At 60.8% G+C, this 9388-nt stretch carries 6 protein-coding genes; 5 read left to right on the top strand and 1 reads right to left on the bottom strand.

The genetic code is table 11. From position 1 onward, the window contains the following. The first annotated feature begins 113 nt into the window (after nucleotides 1–113). Nucleotides 114–2066, top strand: a complete 1953-nt coding sequence (gene dsbD, locus HDE75_RS22740) for a protein-disulfide reductase DsbD (protein ID WP_183680782.1) — start codon at nucleotides 114–116, stop codon at nucleotides 2064–2066. 77 nt (nucleotides 2067–2143) lie between these two features. On the opposite strand, the gene HDE75_RS22735 is transcribed toward dsbD, so the two are convergent. After that, nucleotides 2144–2668 carry a Spy/CpxP family protein refolding chaperone gene (locus HDE75_RS22735; RefSeq protein ID WP_183680781.1) on the bottom strand — a complete coding sequence of 175 codons (525 nt, stop codon included), beginning with the start codon at nucleotides 2666–2668 and terminating at the stop codon, nucleotides 2144–2146. 185 nt (nucleotides 2669–2853) lie between these two features. Between HDE75_RS22735 and HDE75_RS22730 the strand changes: the two genes are divergently transcribed. From HDE75_RS22730 to HDE75_RS22715, 4 genes are all read left to right on the top strand, one after another. Beyond that, entirely contained in the window at nucleotides 2854–3582 is a 729-nt protein-coding gene (locus HDE75_RS22730; protein ID WP_183680779.1) for a response regulator, read from the top strand. Further along, nucleotides 3579–4937, top strand: coding sequence for an ATP-binding protein (locus tag HDE75_RS22725; RefSeq protein ID WP_183680777.1), 1359 nt, complete (start codon nucleotides 3579–3581; stop codon nucleotides 4935–4937). The genes HDE75_RS22730 and HDE75_RS22725 overlap by 4 nt, the downstream gene beginning before the upstream one ends. 86 nt (nucleotides 4938–5023) lie before the next feature. After that, nucleotides 5024–6199: an efflux RND transporter periplasmic adaptor subunit gene (locus HDE75_RS22720; protein ID WP_183680776.1), complete on the top strand. Its 1176-nt coding sequence runs from the start codon at nucleotides 5024–5026 to the stop codon at nucleotides 6197–6199. Further along, nucleotides 6196–9306, top strand: a complete 3111-nt coding sequence (locus HDE75_RS22715) for an efflux RND transporter permease subunit (RefSeq protein WP_183680774.1) — start codon at nucleotides 6196–6198, stop codon at nucleotides 9304–9306. The genes HDE75_RS22720 and HDE75_RS22715 overlap by 4 nt, the downstream gene beginning before the upstream one ends. Nucleotides 9307–9388 lie beyond the last annotated feature (82 nt).

Below are 9388 nucleotides of genomic sequence, written 5' to 3'. Positions count from 1 at the left end.
AGTCATCCTTGCTGCAGTGTACTATTCTCCTTTCGCGCCGGCCCTTCGTACGACCTTCGCCCGTACTCCCTGTTCCGCGCGTCTCCTGTCGAATGGTAGATAAAAGGTAGTCCATGTCCCGTTTCCCTCGCCGCGCTGCCGCGCGCGCCTCTTCTCCCTTGCACCTTGTGATGGCCTGGCTGAGCGCCTGCCTGGTCCTGGCTATGCTGATCTTTGGCGCCGGCGCCGCCCATGCCGCCGATGACGAATTTCTCGATCCCGAGCTGGCCTTCAAGTTTTCGGCGCGCATGCAAGATCCGTCTACCGTTGCCGTGACGTATGAGATTGCCGATGGCTACTATATGTACCGCGAGCATTTCAAGTTCCAGGCCGTGAATGGCAAGCTGGGTGCGCCGGTGTATCCGGCCGGCAAGGTCAAATTCGACGAGACGTTCCAGAAAAAAGTGGAAACCTATCGCCACAGCGTGACCATCACCATTCCGGTTGAAGCTGCAGGCAGCTTTACCCTGAAAGTCACTGGCCAGGGCTGTTCCGACAAGGGCTTATGTTATGCGCCGCAAGATGCACAAGCCCAGCTGGTGGGTGGTGGCGGCGGGCAAAGTACGGTACCAGGCGCCGTGGCGTCGAAATTTGCGCTGCCTGGCGCGCCGGCGGTCGATACGGCGGCCGTGAATGGCCCGCAGGCGCAAGCCTCGCCTGGCGTATCCGTGCTGAGTATTCCGCAAGCCGATATCACCAGCACGCCGGACGCCGTGCCGGCCGCTCCAGTGGCCAATGCCGCGGCGGCGCCCGCTGGCGAGATGGGCAAGATCGAATCGGCCCTGAAAGGCGGCAAGCTGCTGGTGATCGTGCCGCTGTTCATGTTGCTCGGCCTTGGCCTGGCATTTACGCCTTGCGTGCTGCCGATGGTGCCTATCCTGTCGTCGATCATCGTCGGCGATGGCGCCAAGGTCAGCCGTACTCGCGGCTTGCTGCTGTCACTGACCTACGCGCTGGGCATGGCCATCGTCTACACGGCGCTGGGCGTGGCGGCGGGCCTGGCGGGCGAAGGCCTGGCAGCCAAGCTGCAAAACCCGTGGGTGCTGGGCTGCTTCGCCTTGCTGATGGCAGGCCTGTCGCTGTCCATGTTCGGTTTTTATGAATTACAGGTGCCGGCTTTCTTGCAAGGCAAGCTCACTTCTGTATCGAATAATCAATCCTCGGGCCGCCTGGCCGGCGTGTTCGTGATGGGCGCCATTTCCGCGCTGATCGTGGGCCCTTGCGTGGCGGCACCGCTGGCTGGCGCCTTGCTGTACATCAGCCAGACGCGCGATGTGGTGATCGGCGGCAGCGCCTTGTTTGCGATGGCGGTGGGCATGAGCGTGCCCTTGATACTGGTGGGCGTGTCGGCCGGTACCTTGCTGCCGCGCGCAGGCGCCTGGATGGATGCCGTAAAACGCTTCTTTGGCGTGCTGCTGCTGGGCGTGGCCTGGTGGCTGGTGTCGCCGGTACTGCCTGGCGCTGTGCAAATGCTGGGCTGGACGGTGCTCTTTATCGGTTACGGCATGTATGTGCTGACCGGCCACAGCACCAGTAAAAACGCCTGGGTCGGCAAGGCGCTCGCGCTGGCCATTACCGTACTGGGCGCCTTGCAGCTGGTGGGCGTGGCCAGCGGTGGCCGCGACCCGCTGTCGCCGTTGTCGCACCTGGGCGGTGGCCAGGCGGCACATGAGCAAGCCTTCGTGCGCGTGAAAACCGTGGCCCAGCTCGACGCAGCGCTGGCGCAGCTGAATGGCAAGACGGCCTTGCTGGATTTTTATGCGGACTGGTGCGTGTCCTGCAAGGAAATGGAAAAGCTGACCTTCACAAACCCTGCCGTGCGCGACAAGATGGCGCAATCGGTCTTGCTGCAAGTCGATGTGACGGCCAACGATGCCGATGACAAAGCCATGCTGAAACGCTTCCAGCTGTTTGGCCCACCGGGCATCATCTTGTTCAATGCACAAGGACAAGAGATCCCGCACTCGCGCGTGATCGGCTTCCAGAACGCGGAAACTTTCCTTGCTTCCTTGTCCAAGCTGAACTGAGTGTAAGCATCCACTCGCGCTACCAATAAGAAAAGGCCTGCATAACAGGCCTTTTCTTTTACTGCACGGCTGAACGATTAGCCGGCTTTATGCTGCATGCCGCCACGGTGCTGGCCGCGCCAGCCCGCATGTTTGCCGCCTGGAACACTGTCGTCAAACACTTTTTGCTGTTCTGGCGTCAGTACTGCGTAGAACGTTTTCAGCGAAGCCAGACGGCTTTCCTGGCTGGCGATACGCTCTTTCGACATGGCGATCCATTGCTCCATGCGTTCAGGCGCCGACAGTTTGGCAAACGCTTCGCGCTTGGCTTTCCAGTCGCCGGTCGGGGCTTTCGGCGCATTGGCGGCCGTGAAAGTGGCCCAGGCCGGTTCTTGCGCAGCGGTCAGTTTCAGTTTGTCATGCAGGCGTGCCTGGTATTTGGCCATGCGTTCGGCAGGGTTGCCGCCACGGTGCCCGCCATGCTGGCCTGCGACATTGGCGCTGGCGGCAGGTGCGCCAGCGGCTGCTTCCTGGGCGTGGACGGTCAGCGATGCGGCACCCATGCCGAGCACGCTCATGGCGATGATCAATTTTTTGCTTAGGCTATTAAATGAGGTGTTCATCTTGATTCCTTTATAATTGAGAAGATGTACATGTGAGTGCACATGAAGCCATGTTGAATGGCGCATGTTTCAACGAAGTGTCCGGTCCCCGACAGTTTGTATCTATATGTTTCGTCGGGTCTTCTATATACAAGACGATACAAATGCACTGTGCAGAGGGGGCTGAAGTGGGGATAATTCGCCATATGGAATCCACTTCTACAATTCTCATCGTCGACGACGACCGCGACATTCGCACCTTGTTGGCCGACTATCTGGAAACGAACGCCTACCGTACCCTGGGGGCGGCCGACGGCACTGCCATGTGGAAAGTGCTCGACGAAACGCGTCCCGACCTGATCGTGCTCGATTTGAACTTGCCCGGCGACGATGGCCTGACCCTGTGCCGCAAGCTGCGCGCGCAATCGGCCGTGCCCGTGATTATGTTGACGGCGCGCAATGAGCCACTGGACCGTATCCTGGGCCTGGAAATGGGCGCCGACGATTATTTGCCGAAACCGTTTGAACCGCGCGAGTTGCTGGCCCGCATACGCAGCGTGCTGCGCCGCAGCCACGCCATGCCATCGAATGCACCATCGGACAAGGCGCAGCAGATCCGCTTCTCGGGCTGGACGCTGGACTTGACGGCGCGCCACTTGCTTAACCCGAACGGCTTGGTGATCATGCTGTCGGGCGCAGAATTCCGCTTGCTGCGCGTGTTCCTTGAGCATCCCAACCGCGTGCTGAACCGCGATCAGTTGCTGAACCTGACGCAGGGCCGTGATGCCGACCCATTTGACCGCTCGATCGATATCCAGATCAGCCGCCTGCGGCAAAAGCTTGGTGAAGATGCGCGCTTGCCGCAAATTATCAAAACCGTCCGCAATGGAGGCTACGTCCTGGCAGGCCAGGTAAATGTGGAGCCCCACGCATGAGGGCCTTCTTCGGCTCGATGACAGGACGAGTATTCATGGTGCTGCTGTTCGGTGTGGTCGCTTCGGCCGCGCTGACACAGTGGCTGGCCGTGGGCGAACGCCAGCGGGCGCTGGAACAATACCGTGACTTTCACGCCGTTGAACGGGCTGAACAGCTCGTGATGGCGGCCGACGTGGTGCCGCTGGCGTCGCGCGCCGCCTACCTGAAGGTCGCCAACAAGGGTAGCGTACGTCTTGAACTGCGTCCCGAAGCTGAACAGCAGCCGGGCCAGGCCACGGAATTCTCTACCGCCCTGCAAGCCAAGCTGGGCGAGGCGTTCAAGGTCACCCCATTGGCTGACCGCCCGGCAGCCTGCGCCAAGCCGCGCAAGCCGACTGGCCTGTTTGCACCCAAACAATGGGGGGGCACTTGCGAAAACCTCGACGTGCGCATGCAGGACGGCCATGTGCTGCGCCTGCTGGTCTTGCCACCGCGCCAGCAGCCGCCGTTTGGCGAGCATAGCGACTGGGTTACCTTGCTGCCATTCCTGATCAGCATCGCCATCCTCGCTTATCTGGTCACGCGCATGACCATGCGCCCGCTCAAGCAACTGGCGCAGGCTGCGAAAGACCTGGGTAACGATATCAACCATCCGCCGCTGGCCCTGTCGGGCGCCAGCGAGATTCGCCAGGCCAGCGCCGCCTTCAACGCCATGCAGGCGCGTATCCGCCAGCATATTTTCCAGCGTACCCAAATGCTGGCCGCCATCACGCACGACTTGCAGACGCCGCTCACGCGCTTGCGTTTGCGCCTGGAAAAAGTGGCCGATTCGGAACTGTACGACCGCCTGGTAGGCGACTTGTCGGCCATGCAAAGCATGGTCAAGGAAGGACTGGACCTGGCCCGTTCGATGGATAGCACGGAAGCGATGCAGGCGCTCGACCTCGATTCCCTGCTCGATAGCGTATGTTCGGACGCCACCGATGCGGGCCAGAAAGTGACCCTGGCCGGCCATGCGGGCATGGCCCTGATGGGGCGGCCGATCGCCATGCGCCGCTGCCTGGTGAATTTGATCGACAATGCGGTCAAATATGGCCAGTATGCGCAAGTCACGGTCGAGCGCATCACGGGTGCGGCGCGCATCCGCATCCGCGACGGCGGCCCCGGTATTGCGCCGGACCAGCTGGCCAAAGTATTCGAACCGTTCTACCGCATTGAAACCTCGCGTTCGCGTGAATCGGGCGGTACCGGACTGGGCCTGACGATCGCCCGTAACATCGCCGAGCAGCACGGCGCCACCGTTTTGTTGTCCAACCATGTCGATGGTGGATTGGAAGTAACGCTGATTGTGCCGCAATATTACGCAGGAAAGTGATGCTTTTCATGCGACAATATTGCGCTTAATGCCACGTGGCAATTAATTCAATCTGCGGCCCCGCGTCGCGACAGCGTGACGGAACAATGAAAAAAACTAGCCTGGTAATCCTGGTGGGTGCGGCCCTGTGTATCGGTGGCGGCATCTGGTATTTCAATCATCAGCCTGGCGTAGCGGCAAGCGGCCAGGCTAGCAAGGGTGGCCAAGCCCCGACCACGGTCAGCGTGGTGATGCCATTGCGCCAGGACGTGCCGATGGTGTTGCAAGCCAATGGCAGCGTAATGCCGATCAGCAGTGTCGACCTGCATGCGCAAACCACCAGCACCATTACCAAGGTGCATATCCGCGAAGGCCAGTTCGTCAAGCAGGGTGAGCTGATGTTCACGCTGGATGCTCGCAGCGAACACGCAAATGTCGAGAAAGCCCAGGCGCAAGTGTTGCGCGACCGCGCTTCGGTGCTGGACTTCGAACGCCAGCTCAAGCGCAGTCAGGACTTGCTGAGCAAGAATTTCATCGCCCAGGGCGCCGTCGATACCCTGCAAAGCCAGCTCGATGCGGCGCGCGCCTTGCTGGCAGCGGACCAGGCCGCCCTGCGCGCGGCCCAGGTCGATTCCAGCTACACCGTGCTGCGTGCCCCGCAAGCGGGCCGCGTGGGGGGCATCGGCGTGTACCCGGGCAGCCTGGTGCAGCCGACCATGTCCTTGACCAGCATTACCCAGCTCGATCCGATCGACGTATCGTTTACCTTGCCGGAAAGCAGCCTGTCGGGCTTGCTGGCGGCGCAGAAGGCGGGCGATGTACCGGTTGCCGCGCTGTTGTCGGATGCGGGCGGCAAGCAGTTGCAGGGCAAGCTCAGCTTTATCGACAATGCCGTCGATCCTGCTACCGGCGTAATCAAGGTCAAGGCCCGTTTCAATAATGGCGGCACCGATTTGTGGCCAGGCCAGTACGTCAACACGCAACTGACCGTGCATACGCTGAAAGACGCGCTGGTGATACCGCAAAACGCCATCATCACCACCACCGCAGGCACTTTCGTGTATTCCATGGAAGCGGACGGCACGGCCAAGATGCGCACTATCACGCGCGTCTATGCGTTTGGCTTGAATGCCGTCGTCACCGGCTTGAACGGCGATGAAAAGGTGGTTGTCGATGGCAAGCAGAACTTGCGTCCGGGCAGCAAGCTAAGGTTGGCCGAACAACACAAGGCCGCGTCCGGTGCTGAACCGGTGGCCAGCACAGCATCGGGCAAAGCAGCATGAATTTATCCGAACTGAGCATCCGCCGCCCCGTCATGGTGGTGCTGCTGTCGCTGACGGTGATCCTGGCTGGCGTGCTGGCCTATGGCAAGATTCCAGTGGCCGCATTGCCGAGCTATAACACGCCCGTCATCAACGTCAGCGCCGACCTGGCCGGCGCCAGCCCCGACACGATGGCGTCGTCGGTGGCCTTGCCGCTGGAAAAGCAGTTTTCCACAATTGCCGGCCTGAGCCTGATCACGTCGACCAGTACCCTGGGCAATACCTCGCTGACCCTGGAGTTCGACCCCAGTATCAACGTGAACGAGGCAGCCGTCGACGTGCAGGCAGCCTTGCTGCGCGCACAGCGCCAGTTGCCGACGGAAATGACGGACTTGCCGTCCTACCGCAAGGTCAATCCGGCCGATGCGCCGGTACTGTTCATCCAGATGACCTCGCCGTCGCTGAACTTGTCGGACCTCAACGATTACGCAGAAAACCTGATCGCTCCCAGCCTGTCGACCTTGCCTGGCGTAGCCCAGGTCAGCGTGAATGGCCAGAAACGTTTTGCCGTGCGCGTGCGCGCCCGTTCCGACATGATGAACGCGCGTAATTTGACGATGGATGAGCTGGCTGCTGCCTTACGTACGGCCAATACGAATTCCCCACTGGGCATACTCGATGGCCCCAGCCAGACGCTGACTATCCAGGGCAATCCGCAAATGATGAAGGCGGCCGATTTTGCCGAACTGATCGTTGCCACGCGTAATGGCCAGCCCGTGCGCCTGAAGGAAGTGGCCGAAGTGGAAGACAGCTTCCAGTCGATCAAGGCGGCCGGCAGTTTCAACGGCGAGCGTTCGATCAGCCTGATGGTGCAGCGTCAACCGGACGCCAATACGGTGCAGGTGGTCGATGGCGTGCGCAAGCTCTTGCCTGGCTTCAAGGCGCAATTGCCGCAATCGATACAGATCAGCCTGGTGAATGACCGCTCGCTGTCGATCCGCGAAGCGATTCACGACGTCAACCTGACGCTGGCGCTGACGGTGATCCTGGTGGTGCTGGTGATTTTCCTGTTCCTGCACCGCGTCGCCGCCACCTTCATTCCCGCCGTCACCATGCCGATCTCGCTGCTGGGCGCGCTGGCCCTGCTGTACTGGCTCGGTTATAGCCTGGACAACGTGTCCCTGCTGGGCATCACCCTGGCCGTGGGCCTGGTGGTCGATGACGCCATCGTGGTGCTGGAAAACATCGTGCGCCATATCGAGATGGGCAAGAAGCCGATCCAGGCGGCGCTGGTGGGCGCGAAGGAAATGGGTTTTACCATTATTTCGATTTCCGTCTCTCTGGTGGCCGTGTTCATCCCCATCTTTTTCATGCCGGGCGTGATCGGCTTGCTGTTCCACGAATTCGCCGTCGTCGTTTCGCTGTCGATCCTGGTGTCGGCCATCGTCTCGCTGACCCTGGTGCCGATGCTGGCCAGCCGCTTCTTGCCGGCTGATTCGCGCGAACACCACGGCGACGAAGCGGGCCATGGCGAAATGACGTTTATCGGCCGTCACTTCGAGGCGGGCTTTACGCGCTTGCGCAATGGCTATGTACGTCTGCTGGACCTGGCGCTGGGCCACCGCAACGTGGTGCTGTTGATCGCCGTGGGCACTTTTGCCTTGACGGTGGTGTTGTACGCCACCATCCCGAAAGGTTTCTTCCCGGAAGAAGACCTGGGACAGATCCAGGTCAATACGGAAGCCTCGGAAGATATTTCATCGGAGGCGCTGCAAGCCCTGCAAGGCCGGGTGGCCGCCGTGCTCAAGGCCGACCCCAGCGTGCAGGACGTGACCTCGTTTGTGGGCGGCGGCAATACGGGCCGCATGTTCATGGTCTTGAAACCGCGCAGCGAACGGCCGAAAATGCCGGTGGTGCTGGAAAACCTGCGCCGCGCAAGCAGTACCGTGCCCGGCATGGCCGTGTATTTCCGTCCCGTGCAAAACTTGCAGCTGGGTGGGCGCCAAAGTAAAAGCCGTTATCAATACACCTTGCAAAGCGTCAGCCCCGATGCGCTCAATGACTGGGCTGAAAAGTTTATCGCCGGCATGCGCGCCGATCCGGCTTTCCGCGACGTCACCAGCGATTCGCAGATCAAGGGGCTGCAAGCGTCGTTGAAGATCGACCGCGACAAGGCCAATATGCTGGGCGTGCAAATGTCCGATATCCGCACGGCCCTGTACAGCGCCTTTGGCGAGCGGCAAGTGTCGACCATCTATTCCTCGGCCGCCAGCTATTACGTGATCCTGGAAGCGGCCACGCCGGACCGCCAGTACGACGATGCGCTCACGCGTGTGTCGGTGCGCAGCAAGTCGGGCGAGCTGGTGAAACTGTCTTCGATTGCCCATGTGGAACGCACCATCGGCCCCACGGCTGTCAATCACCAGGGCCAGCTGCAAGCCGTGACGATCGCCTTCAACCTGGCGCCGGACGTGCCGCTGGGTATCGCCACCGGCAAGATCGATGTGCTGGGCAAGGAAATGAACTTACCACCATCCATCATCACGCGCTATGGCGGCGATGCTGCCGTGTTCCAGGATTCGCAAGCGAGCCAGATTATCCTGATCATTGCGGCATTGGCGGTGATCTATGTGCTGCTGGGGGTATTGTATGAAAGCTATATCCACCCGCTGACCATCCTGGCGGGCTTGCCGTCGGCGGCCGTCGGAGCACTGCTGACCCTGCGCCTGTTCGGCATGGACCTGACCATGATCGCCATCATCGGCATCCTGATGCTGATCGGCATCGTCAAGAAAAACGCCATCATGATGATCGACTTCGCCCTGCATGCGCAGCGCAATGAAGGCATGCGTCCGGCCGAAGCGATCCGCCAGGCGTGTATCCTGCGTTTCCGCCCGATCATGATGACCTCGGCTGCCGCCCTGATGGGCGCCTTGCCGATCGCCCTGGGCCTGGGGGCGGGCGCGGAACTGCGCCAGCCGCTGGGTCTGGCGGTCGTAGGTGGCTTGCTTTTCTCGCAAGTTATCACCTTGTTCATCACACCCGTCATTTACTTGTTCCTCGATAAATACAGCGGTACGGGACCATTAACGGATGAACAATTGCTGGTGCTCGACAGCAAGGCTTGAGTGGTGTATCTGCCCTGGCTGGCGCCCCTTTCTGCATGAACGGGGCGCCATTTTTGTAAGGTCCCATGATACATACGGTAAC

This window comes from Janthinobacterium silvisoli (genome assembly GCF_014200725.1).
In the GTDB taxonomy this organism is placed as follows: domain Bacteria; phylum Pseudomonadota; class Gammaproteobacteria; order Burkholderiales; family Burkholderiaceae_D; genus Janthinobacterium.
Note: the sequence above shows the minus strand (reverse complement) of the source record. Positions and strands in the feature narration are given on the sequence as shown.

Excerpts from the sequence above, each read along its gene's own strand:
- dsbD (WP_183680782.1), top strand. The coding sequence starts at position 114 with ATGTCCCGTTTCCCTCGCCGCGCTGCCGCGCGCGCCTCTTCTCCCTTG.
- HDE75_RS22715 (WP_183680774.1), top strand. The coding sequence starts at position 6,196 with ATGAATTTATCCGAACTGAGCATCCGCCGCCCCGTCATGGTGGTGCTG.
- HDE75_RS22720 (WP_183680776.1), top strand. The coding sequence starts at position 5,024 with ATGAAAAAAACTAGCCTGGTAATCCTGGTGGGTGCGGCCCTGTGTATC.
- HDE75_RS22725 (WP_183680777.1), top strand. The coding sequence starts at position 3,579 with ATGAGGGCCTTCTTCGGCTCGATGACAGGACGAGTATTCATGGTGCTG.
- HDE75_RS22735 (WP_183680781.1), bottom strand. The coding sequence starts at position 2,668 with ATGAACACCTCATTTAATAGCCTAAGCAAAAAATTGATCATCGCCATG.
- HDE75_RS22730 (WP_183680779.1), top strand. The coding sequence starts at position 2,854 with ATGGAATCCACTTCTACAATTCTCATCGTCGACGACGACCGCGACATT.